The sequence below is a fragment of the Pseudomonas sp. LPB4.O genome (genome assembly GCF_038383825.1).
Taxonomy (GTDB): domain Bacteria; phylum Pseudomonadota; class Gammaproteobacteria; order Pseudomonadales; family Pseudomonadaceae; genus Aquipseudomonas; species Aquipseudomonas putida.
In genome coordinates this window covers 2,764,974-2,781,743 of record NZ_CP151298.1, presented here as the reverse complement: position 1 = coordinate 2,781,743, position 16,770 = coordinate 2,764,974, and the positions used below count along the sequence as shown (strand labels likewise).

13 protein-coding genes are annotated in these 16,770 nt (G+C 64.6%); 10 read left to right on the top strand and 3 right to left on the bottom strand.

The features are described 5' to 3' along the window. Positions 1-203: 203 nt before the first annotated feature. Entirely contained in the window at positions 204-836 is a 633-nt protein-coding gene (locus MRBLPB4O_RS12430; protein WP_041168009.1) for a response regulator, read from the bottom strand. Positions 837-844: 8 nt separating this feature from the next. After that, positions 845-2,251 carry an ATP-binding protein gene (locus tag MRBLPB4O_RS12425; protein ID WP_341798671.1) on the bottom strand — a complete coding sequence of 469 codons (1,407 nt, stop codon included), beginning with the start codon at positions 2,249-2,251 and terminating at the stop codon, positions 845-847. A 194-nt stretch (positions 2,252-2,445) separates the two neighbouring features. Between MRBLPB4O_RS12425 and MRBLPB4O_RS12420 the strand changes: the two genes are divergently transcribed. From MRBLPB4O_RS12420 to MRBLPB4O_RS12410, 3 genes are all read left to right on the top strand, one after another. Continuing rightward, the gene (locus MRBLPB4O_RS12420) at positions 2,446-4,068 is read left to right on the top strand and encodes an acyl-CoA synthetase (protein ID WP_341798670.1); all 1,623 of its coding nucleotides are present in this window, start codon (positions 2,446-2,448) and stop codon (positions 4,066-4,068) included. A gap of 167 nt (positions 4,069-4,235) precedes the next feature. Continuing rightward, positions 4,236-6,005, top strand: coding sequence for an acyl-CoA dehydrogenase C-terminal domain-containing protein (locus MRBLPB4O_RS12415; protein ID WP_341798669.1), 1,770 nt, complete (start codon positions 4,236-4,238; stop codon positions 6,003-6,005). 364 nt (positions 6,006-6,369) lie between these two features. After that, a complete protein-coding gene (locus MRBLPB4O_RS12410; protein WP_341798668.1) occupies positions 6,370-7,377 on the top strand; it encodes a FecR family protein in 1,008 nt (335 codons plus the stop codon). 12 nt (positions 7,378-7,389) lie between these two features. Here MRBLPB4O_RS12410 and MRBLPB4O_RS12405 read toward each other — a convergent pair whose 3' ends face one another. Further along, positions 7,390-8,709, bottom strand: coding sequence for a Na+/H+ antiporter NhaC family protein (locus tag MRBLPB4O_RS12405; protein ID WP_341798667.1), 1,320 nt, complete (start codon positions 8,707-8,709; stop codon positions 7,390-7,392). A 219-nt stretch (positions 8,710-8,928) separates the two neighbouring features. On the opposite strand from MRBLPB4O_RS12405, the gene MRBLPB4O_RS12400 reads away from it, so the two are divergent. The 7 genes from MRBLPB4O_RS12400 to MRBLPB4O_RS12370 all read left to right on the top strand — a co-directional run bounded on the left by MRBLPB4O_RS12400 (position 8,929) and on the right by MRBLPB4O_RS12370 (position 16,765). Beyond that, positions 8,929-11,073 carry a methyl-accepting chemotaxis protein gene (locus tag MRBLPB4O_RS12400; RefSeq protein WP_341798666.1) on the top strand — a complete coding sequence of 715 codons (2,145 nt, stop codon included), beginning with the start codon at positions 8,929-8,931 and terminating at the stop codon, positions 11,071-11,073. 97 nt (positions 11,074-11,170) lie between these two features. Continuing rightward, entirely contained in the window at positions 11,171-12,187 is a 1,017-nt protein-coding gene (locus MRBLPB4O_RS12395; protein WP_341798665.1) for an ABC transporter substrate-binding protein, read from the top strand. Beyond that, positions 12,184-13,032 (top strand): ABC transporter permease subunit, encoded by an 849-nt coding sequence (locus tag MRBLPB4O_RS12390; RefSeq protein WP_341798664.1) that lies wholly within the window; start codon positions 12,184-12,186, stop codon positions 13,030-13,032. Before MRBLPB4O_RS12395 ends, MRBLPB4O_RS12390 begins: the two co-directional genes overlap by 4 nt. A gap of 70 nt (positions 13,033-13,102) precedes the next feature. After that, positions 13,103-13,966 carry a LysR family transcriptional regulator gene (locus MRBLPB4O_RS12385; RefSeq protein ID WP_341798663.1) on the top strand — a complete coding sequence of 288 codons (864 nt, stop codon included), beginning with the start codon at positions 13,103-13,105 and terminating at the stop codon, positions 13,964-13,966. A gap of 178 nt (positions 13,967-14,144) precedes the next feature. Continuing rightward, positions 14,145-15,062, top strand: a complete 918-nt coding sequence (locus MRBLPB4O_RS12380) for an AEC family transporter (protein WP_341798662.1) — start codon at positions 14,145-14,147, stop codon at positions 15,060-15,062. Between the two features lie 33 nt (positions 15,063-15,095). Beyond that, positions 15,096-15,707 (top strand): cell wall hydrolase, encoded by a 612-nt coding sequence (locus MRBLPB4O_RS12375; RefSeq protein WP_341798661.1) that lies wholly within the window; start codon positions 15,096-15,098, stop codon positions 15,705-15,707. 206 nt (positions 15,708-15,913) lie between these two features. Further along, positions 15,914-16,765 (top strand): CAP domain-containing protein, encoded by an 852-nt coding sequence (locus MRBLPB4O_RS12370; RefSeq protein WP_016499348.1) that lies wholly within the window; start codon positions 15,914-15,916, stop codon positions 16,763-16,765. Positions 16,766-16,770 lie beyond the last annotated feature (5 nt).

Below are 16,770 nucleotides of genomic sequence, written 5' to 3'. Positions count from 1 at the left end.
GGCAGTGAATGTCAAAGCTTTGATTAGCTAGCTATGGAAAATTTCATGCTTTATGCCTGAAATGCGGCCCTTTGTAGGAGTGGCCTTGTGCCGCGATGGGGCGCGAAGCGGCCCCAGTTTTGTGCCAGGGCAGCAATTTTTGGGGCCGCCTTGCGGCCCATCGCGGCACAAGGCCGCTCCTACAAGGGCCTGCGTCAGGGCGGTTATTGCGCCCGCAGGCCCAGCGCCTCAACCGCCCCGCAGGCAATCGCCATGCCCACCAGCTCTGCCAGGCTGCCCGCCTGCAGCCGCTTCATCACCCGGCCGCGGTAAAGGTCGACGGTCTTCACACTGATGCCCAGTTGCTCAGCAATCTCGCGGTTGCTCAACCCTTGGGCCAACGGCACGAAAACGTCGCGCTCACGCGGCGTCAGGCCGTCGATACGCACTTGCACCAAGGCCAGCGCCTGGTCGCCCTGCCGCGCCCGCCCGGCGTGCTCCAGCGCCGCCTGCACGCTGTCGAGCAGCAACTGGTCGTTGTAAGGCTTTTCGATGAAATCACAGGCGCCAGCCTTGAATGCCCGCACCACGATCGGCACATCGGCATGGCCGCTGACGAAGATCACCGGCAGCGCCAGGCCGCGCTCGCGCATCGCCTGCTGCACGGCCAACCCGCCCAGCCCCGGCATACGCACATCCAGCAGCACACAGGCGGGCCCATCGTCGACGCATGCATCGAGAAACGCTTGCCCGCTGGCGAACGGCAAGGCTTGCAGGCCCACCGACTGTAACAGCCAGACTGTCGAGTCGCGCATACCCTGGTCGTCATCAACCACATACACTTTTGCTTGCACCACCGCCCCCTTTACGCCCTGCTGACTGCCAGCCGGCAGCACAGTACCAAACCGCCGTTATCACCCGCGCGCGCCCACAGGCTGCCGCCAAAGCCTTCGATCAGGCTGCGGCTCATGCTTAAACCCAGGCCCAGGCCATCGGCCTTGCTGGTGGTGAACGGTGTGAAGATTTCATCCAGGCGCTCGGGCGCTACACCCGGGCCCTGGTCGGCCACCTCGACCAGCACACCATCGCCGTCCCGCGCGGCGCCGAGCAGGATACGTGACGGCTGGTCGCCGTGCAGCTCACGGTTGGCATCGATGGCATTGCGCAGCAGGTTAAGCAGCACCTGTTCCAGCAATACCCGGTCGGCATACACCGAAGGCAGCTGCGCACTCACGCGCAGCTCGACCAGCACCTGGTCGCGCGCGGCCTCCCAGGCGCACAGCCGCATGGCTTCGCCGGCCACTTCGGCCACGTCCAGCGCCTGCAGGCGCCGTGGCCCTTTGCGCAGGAAGGCGCGCAGGCGGCGGATCACTTCAGCGGCGTGGGTGGCCTGCTCGCGGATACGCAGCAGGCCCTGCCCTACCCGCTCGCGGGCCTGGGGATCACCCTCCAGGCCCTGCAGGTAACGCTGACTGGCGTTGGCGTAGTTGACCACCGCCGCCAGTGGCTGGTTGATCTCGTGGGCAATGCCTGAAGCCAGCTCGCCGAGGGTGGCCAACCGTGCACTGTGCGCCAGGCTTTCCTGGGCTTCGATGCGCAAGGTGATGTCGCGGGACACGCTGACCACCTCCACCACCGAGCCGGTGTAGGTCTCGCGGATGGCCCGGCTGGCAATTTCAAACCAGCGATAGCCGCCACAGGCCTGGCGCACCCGGCAGGTCATGGTGTGATAGCCATCCTGGTCCAGGGCAGCGGCCGCCTGGCGCAGCACCTGGCGGCGCTCACGCGGGTGCAGCAAAGTATGCACGGCTATGCCACGCAATTGCTCGGGCCACAGGCCGAGCAGGCGGAACGCTGCCGGCGAGGCATCCAGGAAACGGCCATCCGGGCTGTGCCGGGAGATCAGGTCGGTGGTGTTTTCAATGATCAGCCGGTACAGGCGCCGGGCGCGGCTGGCCTCGCGTGCACCACGGCGCTCTTCGCTGGCGTCACGACAGCGCCCGAGCACCTGTTGGCCCTGGTCATCCGGAATGAAAGACCACAGCACGGTGCGCTCCCCCACTTGCACCTCGACGTCGGCAATCGCCCGATGCTGGCGCAGGCACGCACGCACCAGCGAGGCGCAGTTGGCCGGCAGCCAGCTGGTCAGCGCCGGGCCTTCGTCAATCCACGCTTGCAGGGCCGCGTTGAGTGCCAGTGGCTTGGCGTCGGCTGCCAGCAAAAGGCTGGGTTGTGGGTCTTTGGCAAGCAAGGGGTAAGCAGTCTGGTCCACGGTAGGCGGCTCGTTGTTATAGTAGTTTTACTATATTGCTATAGTCGATATTCCTACTACCATAGCGACTCGCGTAAAACTGCGACAGAGGGAGCGGCCCACCGTCCGCGTCCCTGCACCCTGAACAGAGCTAACAATCAGCCATCGGGGGCCAAGCGTACAAGCTGCGCCTGCCTCCCTTACAGGATTACCGCATGTCGATCTATGCCCAGGGCCTGATGCCCGCTGCCGTCAACCATATCGCCCTCACCCCGCTAAGTTTCATCGAACGCACCGCCGCCGTGTACGGCAACTACCCGGCGGTGATCCACGGTGCCATCCGCCGCAACTGGCAAGAAACCTACCAACGCTGCAGGCGCCTGGCCAGCGCCCTTGCGGGCCGTGGCATAGGGCGTGGCGACACGGTGGCGGTGATGCTGCCCAACACCCCGGCGATGCTCGAAGTGCACTTCGGTGTGCCCATGACCGGCGCCGTGCTCAACACCCTGAACGTGCGCCTGGACGCCGAGGCCATCGCCTTCATGCTGCAGCATGGTGAAGCCAAGGTGCTGATTACCGACCGCGAGTTCCATGCGGTGATCGAGGCCGCCCTGGCGTTGCTCGAACACCCGCCCCTGGTGGTGGATGTGGATGACCCGGAGTACGGCGAAGGCCGTGCGGTCAGCGCGCTGGACTATGAAGCCCTGCTCGCCGAAGGCGACCCGGAATTTGCCTGGGAATGGCCGGATGACGAGTGGCAGGCCATTTCGCTCAACTACACCTCCGGCACCACCGGCAACCCCAAGGGCGTGGTCTACCACCACCGCGGCGCCTACCTTAACGCCCTGGGCAACCAGATGACCTGGGCCATGGGCCACCGCCCGGTGTACCTGTGGACCTTGCCCATGTTCCACTGCAACGGCTGGTGCTACCCCTGGACCATCACCGCCCTGGCCGGCACGCACGTGTTCCTGCGCCGGGTCGACCCGCAGAAGATCCTGAACCTGATCCGCGAACACCGGGTCACCCACCTGTGCGGCGCCCCGATTGTGCTCAACGCCCTGGTCAACATGCCCGAGGCAGCCAAAGCCGCCATCGAGCACCCGGTACAGGCCATGGTCGCCGGCGCCGCGCCACCGGCCAAGGTCATTGGCGCCGTGGAAGAGATGGGCATCCACGTCACCCACACCTACGGCCTGACCGAAGTCTATGGCCCGGTGACCGTGTGTGCCTGGCATGACGAGTGGAACGAACTGTCGCTGGAAGAGCGTGCGCGAATCAAGTCACGTCAGGGCGTGCGCTACCCGACCCTGGACGGGTTGATGGTGGCCGACCCGCAGACACTCGAGCCGGTGGCACGCGATGGCAACACGCTGGGCGAGATCTTCATGCGCGGCAACACCGTGATGAAGGGCTACCTGAAAAACCCCGAAGCCACCGCCGAAGCGTTCCGTGGCGGCTGGTTCCACACCGGTGACCTGGCCGTGTGGCATGCCGACGGCTATGTCGAGATCAAGGACCGCCTCAAGGACATCATCATTTCCGGTGGCGAGAACATCTCCACCATTGAAGTCGAGGACGCCCTGTATAAACACCCGGCAGTACTTGAAGCCGCCGTGGTGGCGCGCCCGGATGAAAAGTGGGGAGAAACCCCGTGCGCGTTCGTTGCCCTGAAGCCAGGCCGGGAGGACACCCGCGAAGCCGACATCACCGGCTGGTGCCGCGAGCACCTGGCCGGGTTCAAGGTGCCGAAGACGGTGGTGTTTGGCGAGTTGCCCAAGACCTCCACCGGCAAGATCCAGAAGTACGTCCTGCGCGACCGGGCCAAGGCCCTCTGAAGCCGTAACGGCCTCGACGTTTCTCTGTAGGAGCAGCCTTGTGCTGCGAAGAGGCCCTCACCGGCGAAGACTACCTTCAGCCCTGCCGGCCCTTCGCAGCACAAGGCTGCTCCTACACGGGTACGGCGCAACCTTCACAGATATCCTCTTCACTTCAAGAGCCCCTGATGACCACTTACTCCGCCCCCCTGCGCGACATGCGCTTCGTCCTGCATGACGTGTTCAACGCCCCGGCCCTGTGGGCCCGCCTGCCCGCCCTGGCCGAGCGCATCGATGCCGACACCGCCGACGCGATCCTGGAAGAAGCAGCCAAAATCACTGGCCAGCTGATCGCCCCGCTCAGCCGTAACGGCGACGAGCAAGGTGTGCGCTTCGACGCCGGCCAGGTCACCACGCCAGACGGTTTTCGCGAAGCCTGGCAGACCTACCGCGACGGCGGCTGGGTCGGCCTGGGCGGCAACCCGGCATTTGGCGGCATGGGCATGCCGAAAATGCTAGGGGTGTTGTTCGAAGAAATGCTCTACGCCGCCGACTGCAGCTTCAGCCTGTATTCGGCGTTGAGCGCCGGCAGTTGCCTGGCAATCGATGCCCACGCCAGCGAAACGCTCAAGGCAACTTACTTGCCGCCTCTGTACGAAGGCCGCTGGGCCGGCACCATGTGCCTGACCGAGCCACACGCCGGCACCGACCTGGGGCTGATCCGCAGCCGCGCCGAACCCCAGGCCGACGGCAGCTATCGCATCAGCGGCAGCAAGATTTTCATCACCGGCGGCGAGCAGGACCTGACCGAGAACATCATCCACCTGGTGCTGGCCAAGCTGCCGGATGCGCCCGCCGGCGCCAAAGGCATCTCGCTGTTCCTTGTGCCCAAATACCGGGTCGAGGCCGATGGCAGACTGGGCGCGCGCAATGCCGCCCACTGCGGCTCGATCGAGCACAAGATGGGCATCAAGGCTTCGGCCACCTGCGTGATGAACTTCGACGATGCCGAGGGTTACCTGGTGGGCGAGCCGAACAAGGGCCTGGCGGCCATGTTCACCATGATGAACTACGAGCGCCTGTCCATCGGCATCCAGGGCATCGGTTGTGCCGAGGCGTCCTACCAGAGCGCCGCCCGGTACGCCAACGAGCGCCTGCAGAGCCGCGCCGCCACTGGCCCACAGGCGCAGGACAAGGCTGCCGACCCGATCATCCACCACGGTGATGTACGGCGCATGCTGCTGACCATGCGCACCCTCACCGAAGGTGGCCGGGCGTTTGCCGCCTATGTCGGCCAGCAACTGGACCTGACGCGTTACGCCGAAGACGCCGGTGAACGTGAGCACGCCCAGCGCCTGGTGGCACTATTGACCCCAGTGGCCAAGGCCTTCTTCACCGACAACGGCCTGGAAAGCTGCGTGCTCGGCCAGCAGGTATACGGTGGCCATGGTTACATCCGCGAATGGGGGCAGGAGCAGCGGGTGCGCGATGTGCGCATTGCGCAAATCTATGAAGGTACCAACGGTATCCAGGCGCTCGACCTGCTGGGGCGCAAGGTACTGGGGGACGGTGGCCAGGCACTGGCCAGCTTCGCCGCCGAAGTACGTGCTTTCAGTGTGGATGCACCGCTGCACCGCGAGGCCTTGCAGGCGAGCCTGGCGCGGCTGGAGGCTACCAGCGCCTGGCTGCGGGCACGGGCAGGCGAGGATGCCAACCTGGTCAGTGCGGTGGCGGTGGAGTACCTGCAGCTGTTCGGGCTGACGGCGTATGCCTACATGTGGGCGCGGATGGCGGCGGTGGCCTTGGCCAGGCGTGAGGAAGATGACGCGTTTCATGGGGCCAAGCTTGCATGTGCGGCGTTCTTCTTCCAGCGTATGCTGCCGCGTGGTCTGGGGCTGGAAGCCAGTATCAGGGCAGGCAGCGGCAGCCTTTATGGGCTGGAGGCGGCGCAGTTCTGAAGCCTGCGCATTACCTGTGGGAGCGGGCATGCCCGCGAAGCAGACAACGCGGTGCATGGCACGGGCTTCGCCCGTGTTCGCGGGGCAAGCCCGCTCCCACAGTGATCGCGCAAGCTTTGTGATTTCGTACAAGACAGCTGCCCCACAAGAGGTACGCGATTACCTGTGGAGCGGCCTTGTGTCACGATGGGCTGCAAGGCAGCGCCAAGGATTTCAGCCTCCCTTGCCGCCCGCGAAGGGTTCTCAAACGCTGAAAAACCGTGCAAATCTGACGAAAAACAGCCACAACTGATAGTCATTCGCCATTACATCGGTTCTCGGGAGCCCTCCAGCAAGGGTAGAATACGCAAAATCCGGAGCCGCAATGAATCACGACCGCCTCAACACCAGCCCTGACGATGCCATCACCGACGCCGCCGCGCACTGGTGCATGCGCCTGCACGCCGATGATTGCACGGCGTCCGAGCGCGAGGCGTTTGCCCGCTGGCTGGCGGCGGACCCGCGGCATGCCGAGGAATACCAGGCAATGCTGGAGATCTGGCAAACCGCCGACCTGTTGCCACGCAACGCCACCGTCGTCGACTTCAACCCGGCCACCCGTCAATCTGCCCGCCCTCGCAACTGGCGCCCGCTGGCATATGCCGCCGCCATCGCCCTGGCCGTGCTGCCGCTGGCCGGCTGGCTGGGCTGGGAACAAGGCTGGCTGCCCAACCACTACCAGCATTTCGAAGCCGGCGACCGCATGCAGACCGTGGAGTTGAGCGACGGCAGCATGGTACAGCTCAACCTCCACACAGAGCTGACCTACCTCAACTACAAGGACCAGCGCCAGGTCACGCTCAAGCGCGGCGAGGCGTTCTTCAAGGTGCAGCACGACAGCAGCCACCCGTTCATCGTGCATGCAGGCCGTGGCCAGACCCGAGTCACTGGCACCCAATTCAACGTGTGGAAATACCAGGACCAGGTCAAGGTTACGCTGGTGGAAGGCTCGGTGCTGGTGTCCAGCGACGGCACCACCGGTGGCTACCGTCTGGGCCCTGGGATGCAGGCCAGTTATCACAAGGGCGACTTCGAGCCGCAGCTTGAACAGAGCGACGACTACGGCAACAGCCTGGCCTGGCGCAGCGGCAAGCTGGTGCTCGACAACCTGAGCCTGGAGCAGGCGCTGCCGGTGATCAACCGCTACCTCGATGCGCCGCTGCAACTGGCAGATGCCGGCACCGGCCGCATTCGCATCAGTGGTATCTACAACACCCGTGAGGTCGCGCGCCTGGTCAACAACCTGCCCAAGGTGCTGCCGATCTACCTCACCCGCAGCAAGGACGGCAGCACCGTGCTCAACCGCATCTCGCCGCCGCCCGACAAGGGCTGACCCCCTCGCCCCTTACAGCGTCATCGCCGCCACCCACCCAAACGCCAGCAATGGCAGGTTGTAGTGGATGAAGGTCGGTACCACGGTGTCCCAGATATGGTGGTGCTGGCCATCCACGTTCAGGCCCGAGGTCGGCCCCAGGGTTGAGTCCGAGGCCGGCGAGCCTGCGTCACCCAAGGCACCGGCAGTACCGACGATGCAAACGGTGGCCAGCGGGTCGAAGCCCAGCTGCACGCACAGTGGCACAAAGATCGCGGCCAGGATCGGCACGGTGGAGAACGACGAGCCGATGCCCATGGTCACCAGCAAACCCACCAGCAGCATCAGCAAGGCACCGATGCCCTTGCTGTGCTCGATCCACTGGGCCGAGGTTTCCACCAGGCTCTTCACCTCACCGGTCGCCTTCATCACGTCGGCAAAGCCCGAGGCGGCAATCATGATGAAGCCGATCATCGCCATCATCTTCATGCCCTCGGTGAACAGGCCGTCGGTGTCCTTCCACTTGACGATGCCTGACAGCGAGAAAATCAGGAAACCGACCATGGCACCGATGATCATCGAGTCCAGCAACAACTGGACGATGAACGCTGCGGCAATTGCCAGCCCCGCCACCAGCAGCGTCAGCGGGTTGTACTGCACGCTCACCTGCTCCACCTGCTCGATGCGCGCCAGGTCGTAGTCACGCTTCTTGCGGTAGCTGATGAACACTGCCAGCAGCAAGCCGACCAACATGCCCGCAGCCGGTATGGCCATGGCGTGGGTGACGTTGACACCGCTCACTTCGACACCGGCACGGGCAACGTTGGCCAGCAGGATTTCGTTGAGGAAAATGTTGCCGAAGCCCACCGGCAGGAACATGTACGGGGTGATCAGGCCGAAGGTGATCACGCAGGCGATCAGCCGGCGGTCGATGCGCAGGCGGGTCAATACATACAGCAACGGCGGGACCAGAAGCGGAATGAAGGCAATGTGGATGGGCAGGATGTTCTGCGACGACACCGCCACCACCAGCATCAGGCCGATCATCAGCCATTTGACCTTGCCGCCATTGGCGTGGCCCTGGCGATCGATCATGGCCAGTGCACGGTCAGCCAAGGCATGGGCCAGGCCGGACTTGGCAATGGCCACCGCAAAAGCGCCCAGCAGCGCATAGGACAAGGCAACCGTGGCGCCACCGCCCAGGCCACCGTTGAACGCCTTGAGCGTGCCTTCGATGCCCAGGCCGCCCACCAGCCCACCGACCAGGGCACCAATGATCAGGGCGATGACCACGTGCACGCGGGACAGGCTGAGTATCAGCATGATGCCGACCGCGGCGATCACTGCATTCATGGTTGGCTTACCTCATTACGACAGAAAAAAGCGCGCACTCTGAAGCAGTGCGCGGCAGATGTCAAAAGCGCCATGTTGCGGCGGATTTCACAGAAGGCCGGATTTAAATTGAATGTTTGAATAAAGAAAAAATTGACTGGGCCGATAAGCTGTTGGGCTCCCCGCCCAACCCAGCCCCAAAGCCATAACCCTTAGTGCCCAAAAAAGGGATCCGCCCCCATGCCTTTGCGCCAACTTTCCATCCAGTGGAAGATCACCCTGCTCGCCGGCCTTTGCCTGGCTGGCATCGTCACCTTGCTCGTCGGCCTGTCGTTGTACCGGATGGACCATAGCTCGGACCTGGTCAAGGCCAGCAGCATGCAGATGCTGACCGAGGCGGCGCAATCACGCATCGAGTCGCAGGGTGAAGTGCAAGCGCTGAACATCCGTCGCCAGTTCATGGATGCTTACCAGTACGGCGCCGGCTTCGCCCGCCAGGTGCTATTCCTGCGCGAACAGGCAGAAAAGCGCTACCTCGACGCGTTTGACCTGCGTGAAGACATGACCCGCCAGGTGCGCACCGCCCTGCAGGCCAACCCCGACCTGCTCGGCCTGTCGCTGGTGTTCGAGCCCAACGCGCTGGACGCCAAGGACAGCCTGTTCGCCGGCAAGGCAGAGTTGGGCAGCAACGAAACCGGGCGCTTTGCCCTGTACTGGTCGCAGCCGCGCGCCGGCCAGCTGACCGCCATGGCGCTGCCTGAACACGACATGGCCAACACCGAGATAGGCCCCAGCGGCCAGCCGGCCAACACCTGGTGGGTGTGCCCGCGTACGACCGGCAAGGTGTGCGTGGTAGAGCCCTACTTCTATGACATCGATGGCCAGCAGGTGCTGATGACCAGCATCGTCTTCCCGCTGGCGGTCAACGGCAAGATTATTGCCACCCTGTCCATCGATATTAACCTCAACAGCCTGCAGGCCCTGAGCCAAGAGGCCAGCCGCAGCCTGTACGAGGGCCGCACCACGGTCGGTATCCTCAGCCCGGTCGGCCTGCTGGCCGGCTACAGCGCCGATGCCAGCAAGCTGGCCCAGCGCTTCGACCAGGTGGACTCGGCCAAGGGCGCCGAACTGGTACGCAAGCTGGCCGATGGCAAGATGACCATCCTGCACGACCAGCAGCGTCTGAAGGTGCTGGCCGCGTTCCGGCCGATCCCCGACGCGCAACCCTGGGGCGTGCTGCTGGATGTGCCGGAAAATGCCCTGACCGGGCCTGCCGAAACACTAAAGCAGGAACTGGACGCGCTGAACACCAGTGGTACCCTGCTGGAGCTGGGCCTGGGCCTGGCGGCAGCCATTGCCGGCCTGCTGATGGTGTGGCTGATGGCCCGCGGCGTTACCCGGCCGATCCTCGGCGTGGCCGCCATGCTCAAGGACATTGCCAGCGGCGAAGGCGACCTGACCCGCCGCCTGACCTACCAGAAGCAGGACGAGCTGGGCGAGCTGGCCGGCTGGTTCAACCGCTTCCTCGACAAGTTGCAGCCGACCATCGCCGAGGTCAAACGCTCGGTGCAGGCTGCACGAGGCACCGCCGACCAGTCCTCGGCAATTGCCACGCAAACCAGCGCCGGCATGGAGCAGCAATACCGCCAGGTCGACCAGGTGGCCACGGCCTCGCACGAAATGAGCGCTACGGCCCAGGACGTGGCGCGCAGTGCTTCGCAGGCCGCCCAGGCCGCCCGTGATGCCGACCAGGCCACCCGCGAAGGCCTGGCAGTCATCGACCGCACCACCCAAAGCATCGATGCCCTGGCCGCCGACATGAGCAACGCCATGGCCGAAGTCGAAGGCCTGGCGCAGAACAGCGAAAAGATCGGTTCGGTGCTGGAAGTGATCCGCTCGATTGCCGAACAGACCAACCTGTTGGCGCTGAACGCCGCCATCGAGGCAGCCCGCGCGGGTGAAGCCGGCCGTGGCTTTGCCGTGGTTGCCGATGAAGTGCGCAACCTGGCCCGACGCACCCAGGAGTCGGTAGAAGAAACCCGCCAGGTGATCGAGGCCTTGCAGGACGGCACCCGCGAAGTGGTCGGTGCCATGGACAACAGCCACCGTCAGGCCCAGGGCGGTGTCGAACAGGTTGGCCAGGCCGTGACTGCGTTGCAGCGTATCGGCCAGGCGGTGACGGTGATCACCGACATGAACCTGCAGATCGCCTCGGCCGCCGAAGAGCAAAGCGCGGTGGCCGAAGAGATCAACAGCAACGTGGCAACCATCCGCGATGTCACCGAATCGCTGTCGGGGCAGGCCAACGAGTCGGCGCGAGTCAGCCAGTCCCTGAACAGCCTGGCCAACCAGCAGCAGGCGCTGATGGACCAGTTCCGCGTCTGAGGCAACCGGGGCCGCCCCGCGCGGCCCTGAGCCCCGCCAACACCTCGTCGTCTACACTTGCCCCCACCCCCAAGGCGCGGCAAACGACGAGGTCTGGATGAACAAGTTTTCAACGCTGCTGGCCGGCCTGATGCTAGCCGTAGGCCTGGCCAACACCCACAACGCTGTATCGGCAGAGCAACGCCCACCGATCCATTTCGGTGCCATCGGCTGGGAAAGCGGTGCCCTCACCACCGAAATCCTGCGGCTGATCGTGGAGCGCGGGTATGGCTACACCACCGATACCCTCCCCGGCAGCACCGTCAGTATGGAAGTGGCCCTGGCCCGCAACGACCTCCAGGTGATCGCCGAAGAGTGGGCCGGACGCAGCCCTGCCTGGGTCAAGGCCGAGCAGGCAGGCCAGGTATTCGCACTGGGCGACACGGTCAAGCATGCAGAAGAAGGCTGGTGGGTACCCGCGTACGTGATCGAAGGCGACGCTGCTCGCAAGTTGAAGCCTTTGGCGCCCGAACTGCGCAGCGTCGACGACCTCAAGCGCTACCCGCAGGTATTTCGCGACCCCGAGTCACCCGACAAGGGCCGTTTTCTGAACAGCCCCAGCGGCTGGACATCGGAAACGGTCAACAGTCAGAAACTCAAGGCGTATGGCCTGGATGAGCTGTATACCAACTTCCGCAGTGGCTCCGGTGCAGCGATGGATGCGGAAATCGGCTCGGCCATCCGCCGTGGCCAGCCGGTGCTGTTCTATTACTGGAACCCGACACCGTTGATGGGGCGATACAAACTCATCCGCCTGCAAGAGCCAGTGTTCGATGCCGAGGCGTGGGCCACGCTGACCGATGCCGGAAACCCCAGCCCAAAGGGCAGCCGCTCACTCCCCGCGAAGCTGTCGATTGGTGTATCGAAGGCCTTCCGTGATGGCTACCCGGACCTCGTCGCGGTGTTCGAGCAGGTCGACCTGCCGATCGATCGGCTCAACAAGGCGCTGGCCGTCATGAGCGAAAAGCGCACGCCACCGCGCGAGGCCGCCCTCACCTTCCTGCGTGACAACCCAGAGGTGTGGAAAGCCTGGCTGCCTGCCGAGGTTGCCACCAAGGTCGAGGGCAGCCTGTGAGCAACGGCTTTCCCCAAGCCCTGCAGTTTTCTTTCGCTGACAGCGTAAACAGGCTGGTCGACTGGCTGGTGCTGAATTACGGCGATCACTTGCGCGCGGTCTCTGACCAGCTGCTGCAACTACTGGTCGGCCTGGAGAACCTGCTGCGCCTGCTGCCCTGGTGGTTGCTGTTGCTACTGGTTGGCCTGCTTGCCTGGCACGCCAGCCGCAGCCTGCTGCGCAGCGCGGTGCTGGTAGCGCTGCTGGCCTTGATCGGGATGCTCGGGCTGTGGGACAAGCTGCTGCAAACCTTGGCCTTGGTGCTGGTGAGTACCGGCCTGTGCGTGCTGGTGGGCGTGCCGCTGGGCATACTACTGGCTTCCCGGCCACTGGCGAGGCGGCTGCTGTTACCGGTACTGGATGTGATGCAGACGCTGCCGGCCTTCGTTTACCTGATCCCGGTGCTGATGCTGTTCGGCCTGGGCAAGGTCCCCGCCGTGTTCGCCACGCTGATCTACGCCCTGCCGCCACTGGTGCGGTTGACCGAACTGGGCCTGAGCCAGATCGACCCTTCGTTGCTGCAGGCCGCACACGGCCTGGGGGCAACCCGCTGGCAGCGGCTGCGGCGCATTGCCCTGCCGCTGGCGCTGCCAAGCATCATGGCCGGGCTCAACCAGTCGGTAATGATGGCCTTGTCGATGGTGGTGGTGGCATCGATGATCGGTGCCCGCGGGTTGGGTGAGGATGTGCTGGCGGGGATCCAGACCTTGAATGTCGGCCAGGGTGTGGAGGCCGGGCTGGCGATCGTCGCCCTGGCCATGGTGATCGACCGGATCAGCCAGGCGTATGGGCGTAATGTGCGCTGAGCAGCCTTGTGCTGCGAAAGGACCGGGCCTGACAATGCAGCACTGACCGTTCAACCCTGGACCTGCCCGCATGTCTCTCAAAGCCTTGCGTACCCTGGTAACCATCGCCCGCCACGGCACCTTTGCCCGCGCCGCCGATCTGCTCAGCCTCACCCCTTCGGCGGTGAGCCTGCACATCAAGACCCTTGAAGACGAGTTGCAGGCACCCCTGTTCGACCGCAGCCGCAGGCATGTGGTGCTGACCGAAGCAGGCCAGTTGGCGGTGGCCCGCGCGGAGAGCATCCTGGCTGCCTACGACGAACTGGCCGACGCTGTGGCCAGCGGCCCGAGCCTGCGCGGCCGCCTGCGCCTGGGGGCGATCCATACCGTGCTGGCGCGGCGCTTGCCCAAGGCGCTGGTATGGATCAAGGCCAACCACCCACAGTTGCACATCAGCGTGGCCTCGGGCATGTCGGCGGAGCTGGCACGCCGCGTGGAGGACGGTGAGCTGGACGCGGCAATCACCACTGAGCCGGTCAGCCCATACCCACAAAGCCTGGATTTCACACCGCTGTTCGAGGACCGCTTCTGGGCCATCGCCAGCCCCGAACTGCCCGGGTACAGCGTACCGGAGCTGCTCGCCAGTCAACCGTTCCTGCGCTTCGACAAGCGTGCCTGGGCCGGGCGGCAGATCGAGCAGGAACTGCGCCGCCAGCATTTGCAAGTGAGCGAACAGATGGAACTGGACAGCCAGGAAGCGTTGGCAAGCATGGCCGTCATGGGCCTGGGTGTGGCGATCATCCCCATGGCAGACGACGACCTGAAACGCCTGCCGCCGGCCACCTGCCTGCCGTTTGGCGAACCGCAACTGACCCGCCGTGTGGTGTTGCTGGAGCATGAGAAAAGCCAACGGCGGCATTTGAGCGCGGTGTTGAAGACTGCGCTTGAGGCGTAGTTGCAATTACTGACTGTCCTGGCGGGATCTCTGTGGGAGCGGGCGCGCCCGCTCCCACAGAGACCGCCTAATGCCTAAACCATGCATTTTTTCTCAACAGTCAGTGCAGAAAACAACGTTTTTACAGATCAGTCCTCAGCAGTAGTCTTTGCGCGTACCCGACCACGGAACGTCGACCATGCTTCACTTGCTGCTGACCACCCTGCTACCGATCATCCTGCTGATTACCCTGGGTACTTTCCTGCGCCTGCGCGGCTTTCTGGCCGAGAGTTTCTGGCCCGGCGCCGAGCGCCTGAGCTACTACGTACTGCTACCTTCGCTGTTCTTGCACGGCCTGGCCACGGCCAACCTCGATGGCGTACCGGTGATGGGCATGGTCGGCGTGCTGATGCTCTCCACCCTGGCCGGCGCCGTGCTGCTGGTGCTGTACCAGGGCGCAATCAACCACGACGGCGCGGACTTCACCTCGGTCTTCCAGGGCGGTATCCGCTTCAACAACTACATCGGCGCTACCCTGGCCGCCGGCCTCTACGGCAGCGCCGGGATTGCCCTTGCAGCAGTGGCCAATGCCGCCATCGTTCCCTTGGTCAACCTGCTCTGCGTGCTGGTGTTCGCGCGTTTCACCGCCCGCCACAGCTCACCGGCCACGGTGCTGCGGGCAATCTTCGCCAACCCGTTGATCGTCGGCTGTGCCGGCGGCCTGCTGCTGCGGGTAACGGGGCTGGGCTTACCGCCGGGCATCGAACCCACGGTCAAGGCGCTGGGCCAGGCCGCCCTGCCAATGGGCCTGCTATGTGTGGGCGCAGCGCTGGGTGGGGCCAGCCTGGGCCAGCAGGTGCGCCCACTGATGGCGGCGTCGGCGTTCAAGTTCCTGGTCATGCCCCTGACCACATGGGGCCTGTGCCGCGTGCTGGGCCTGAGTGGCCAGGCAGCCGTGGTGGCGGTGCTGTTCCAGGCCCTGCCCACTGCTTCGTCCTCCTATGTAATGGCCAGGCAAATGGGTGGCAACGCCCCGCTGATGGCCACCATCATTGCCCTGCAGACCGTCGCGGCCGCCGCCACCCTGCCTTTGGTACTAATGCTTACGCTTGGCTAGACTGGCAATCAGCCCCCACTCGGATGCCTCGCCATGCGCCCTGTCTGGATAGTGATCGGCTTGACCTCGGCCCTGCTCGCAGGCCCCTTGCACGCAGCCGACACGGCCAAGGCCGCAGTGGCCGAAGACAAGGCCGAAGTACTGGAAAAAAAGGTGGTCAACGATGCCCCGCCGCCAAAGAAAACAGAAAAACTGACCTCAAGCGAAACGCAGGCAGTCGACCCGGCCGGCCAGGCGCCACTGGACGACAGCATCACCTGCCTGGCCCGCACCCTCTACTGGGAAGCCAAGGGTGCCGATGCCGAAGACATGGCGGCGGTGGCCAGCGTGGTGCTCAACCGCCTGGAGCATGATGGTTTCCCCGACACCATCTGCGGCGTGGTCAAGCAGGGCGTCGAGACCAAGGCCTGCCAGTTTTCCTGGTGGTGCGACGGGCGCCCGGACCAGGTCGAGGAAGCGCAACGCTACGATGTGGCCAAGGAGATCGCACGCAAGGCGCTCAACCAGCAGTTGAAAGACCCCACCGGCGGTGCGCTGTACTTCCACGACCGTACGGTCCACCCCGACTGGGCCAAGGCCTACCGCAAGACTGCGCAGACCACGCACTTCCTGTTCTACAAGCCGAACCCGGCGGTGGCCCGTTGATGCCAAAACGGCTGAAAGCCCTGGCTCGATACGAATGATTAGCAACTCATCGCACTTTTCCAGCGACCAGTGGTCTACTCCCTCTTTTGCCGCCAGCAACGATTGCCGGCGTTTTCATTGCTTTGCACCCGCTAGGGCCAAAAGCCCCCGGCTTGTGTAGGATGAGCAGCGCATACCACGACGCTGCCAGTCATAGGGAGATCCACATGCGCGTCCTGTCATCCGTTGCCGCCTTGTCGCTGGGCCTGGTCGTCTCGACCGGGGCACTGGCTGTCACCGGCGAAGAGGCGCAACTGATCGATTCGATCAATGTCTACCGCAGCAAGGCCCAGCCCTGCGGTGGCGAAGCGTCGCTGGAGCTGCCGCCGCTCAACAGCGACACCCGCCTGGCACTGTCGCCAGAGGGCACCCGTGACCTGCAGCAGGCCATGACCCGCGCTGCCTACCCTATGGTCAACGTGCAGGCCATCAGCCTGTCGGGGCCACGCGATGCGCGCGCGGCCATGCATGCCATCGAAGAAAGCTTCTGCCAAGTGGTGCTAGACCCGCAGTTCGTCGATATCGGCGTCAGCCAGGAGGGCCGCGACTGGCGCATCGTGCTGGCCCGGCCGCTGCTCAGCGGCCGCCTGGGCGACTGGCAGGCCGAGGGGCAGAAGGTACTGCAAGAGATCAACGCTGCCCGCAAGGTGCCGCGCCAATGCGGCGGCCAGCCGTACGCCGCAGCCCCCGCACTGAGCTGGAGCACGGTACTGGCCGGGGCCGCCGCCAACCACACGCGGGCCATGGCCAACCAGAACTTCTTCGACCACATCGACAAGGATGGCCGCACCCCCGGCGACCGGGCGGAGCTGGCTGGCTACCTGTACCAGCAAGTCGGTGAAAACATCGCCGCCGGGCGTGACACCGCACACAAGGTGGTTGATGGCTGGCTGGAGAGCCCGGGGCATTGCGCCACGTTGATGAACCCGGATTTCCGTGAGCTGGGTGCCGCCTATGCCGTGGACCCGAAGAGTGACGCAGGGATTTACTGGACGGGGTTATTCGGGACGCCGCAGTAACTTTG

Bases quoted from the DNA above. Each gene is read 5' to 3' on its own strand.
- MRBLPB4O_RS12420 (WP_341798670.1), top strand. From the start codon at position 2,446: ATGTCGATCTATGCCCAGGGCCTGATGCCCGCTGCCGTCAACCATATC.
- MRBLPB4O_RS12415 (WP_341798669.1), top strand. From the start codon at position 4,236: ATGACCACTTACTCCGCCCCCCTGCGCGACATGCGCTTCGTCCTGCAT.
- MRBLPB4O_RS12410 (WP_341798668.1), top strand. From the start codon at position 6,370: ATGAATCACGACCGCCTCAACACCAGCCCTGACGATGCCATCACCGAC.
- MRBLPB4O_RS12405 (WP_341798667.1), bottom strand. From the start codon at position 8,709: ATGAATGCAGTGATCGCCGCGGTCGGCATCATGCTGATACTCAGCCTG.
- MRBLPB4O_RS12400 (WP_341798666.1), top strand. From the start codon at position 8,929: ATGCCTTTGCGCCAACTTTCCATCCAGTGGAAGATCACCCTGCTCGCC.
- MRBLPB4O_RS12395 (WP_341798665.1), top strand. From the start codon at position 11,171: ATGAACAAGTTTTCAACGCTGCTGGCCGGCCTGATGCTAGCCGTAGGC.
- MRBLPB4O_RS12385 (WP_341798663.1), top strand. From the start codon at position 13,103: ATGTCTCTCAAAGCCTTGCGTACCCTGGTAACCATCGCCCGCCACGGC.
- MRBLPB4O_RS12380 (WP_341798662.1), top strand. From the start codon at position 14,145: ATGCTTCACTTGCTGCTGACCACCCTGCTACCGATCATCCTGCTGATT.
- MRBLPB4O_RS12375 (WP_341798661.1), top strand. From the start codon at position 15,096: ATGCGCCCTGTCTGGATAGTGATCGGCTTGACCTCGGCCCTGCTCGCA.
- MRBLPB4O_RS12370 (WP_016499348.1), top strand. From the start codon at position 15,914: ATGCGCGTCCTGTCATCCGTTGCCGCCTTGTCGCTGGGCCTGGTCGTC.